Source organism: Cupriavidus necator (assembly GCF_040578825.1).
Taxonomy (GTDB): domain Bacteria; phylum Pseudomonadota; class Gammaproteobacteria; order Burkholderiales; family Burkholderiaceae; genus Cupriavidus; species Cupriavidus necator_E.
Map to the genome: position 1 here is coordinate 1 of NZ_JBEFLI010000177.1, position 1,393 is coordinate 1,393.

1 protein-coding gene is annotated in these 1,393 nt (G+C 74.8%); it reads left to right on the top strand.

Annotation, left to right across the window (positions count from 1 at the left end):
• Positions 1-50 precede the first annotated feature (50 nt).
• Positions 51-1,238, top strand: a complete 1,188-nt coding sequence (locus tag AB1I47_RS33755; RefSeq protein WP_407935959.1) for an MFS transporter — start codon at positions 51-53, stop codon at positions 1,236-1,238.
• Positions 1,239-1,393 lie beyond the last annotated feature (155 nt).

The following is a 1,393-nucleotide window of genomic DNA, read 5'->3' on the forward strand; positions in this document are numbered from 1 at the left end:
CCCCCGCTTCTTCCCCCGCTTCTTCCCCCGCGTCTTCCTCCGCGGCCACCCTGCCGAGATCCGACTCGCTGCCTGCCAGCCTGGTGCTTGTGCTTGCCGTCGGCGCTGGCCTGTCGGTGGCGTCGCTGTACTACAGCCAGCCGATGCTCGGCATCATGACGCCCGACCTGCGCACCTCCGAATCCGCGGTGGGCGCCATCCCCACGCTCACGCAGCTCGGCTATGCACTGGGCATTCTGCTGCTGGCCCCGCTGGGCGACCGCTTCGACCGCCGCCGCATCATCCTGACCAAGGCAGCGGTGCTGATCGGCGCGCTGCTGCTGGCTGGCGTTGCGCCCGGCATCGGCATGCTGCTGGCGGCGAGCCTCGCCATCGGCCTGTCCGCCACGCTGGCGCAGGACATCGTGCCCGCCGCGGCAACGCTGGCCCCCGACGCGCAACGCGGCAAGGTGGTGGGCACCGTGATGACCGGGCTGCTGCTGGGCATCCTGCTGTCGCGCGTGATCAGCGGTTTTGTCGCCGCGCATTTCGGCTGGCGCGTGATGTTCGTGGTGGCCGCGGTCAGCATCGCCGCGATCGCGCTGATGGCGCAGCGCAGCCTGCCGCGCTTCGCGCCGACGACGACGATGCCCTACCGCGCGCTGCTCGGTTCGCTGGCAACGCTGTGGCGCCAGCATGGCACGCTGCGCCGGGCGGCCATCGCGCAGGCATTGCTGTCGGTTGGCTTCAGCGCGTTCTGGTCGACGCTGGCGGTGATGCTGCATGGCGCGCCGTTCCATCTGGGCAGCGAAGCCGCGGGAGCGTTCGGGCTGGCCGGCGCCGCCGGCGCGCTTGGTGCCCCGATCGCCGGCCGCATCGCCGACCGCCGTGGACCTGAAGTGGTGACCCGGCTCGGCGCCGCGCTGACGGCGGTGTCGTTCGCCGCCATGCTGGCCTCGCCGCTGCTGTCGCCGCAGGCCCAGCTCTGGCTGCTCGGCGCCAGCGCCATCGGCTTCGACCTCGGCGTGCAGGTCACGCTGGTCGCGCACCAGACCATCGTCTATGGCAGCGACCCCGGCGCCCGCAGCCGCCTGAATGCGGTGCTCTTTGTCTGCATGTTCACCGGGATGGCCGCCGGTGCGGGATTGGGCAGCCTGGCGCTGGCCAGTTTCGGCTGGACTGGCGTGGCCGCGCTGGCAACGGTCTCGGCGCTCGCAGCGCTGGCGGTGCGGATGATGCCGGGCCGCGGCTCGCGCTGATCAGGGCCATGGCAGCGGTGGGGGGGGCGGGGGGGGGGGCGCGGGGGGGGGGGGGGCGGGGGGGGGGGGGGGGGGGGGCGGGGGGGGGGGGGGGGGGGGGGGGGGGGGGGGGGGGGGGGGGGGGGGGGGGGCGGGGGGGGGGCGGGGGGCCGGGG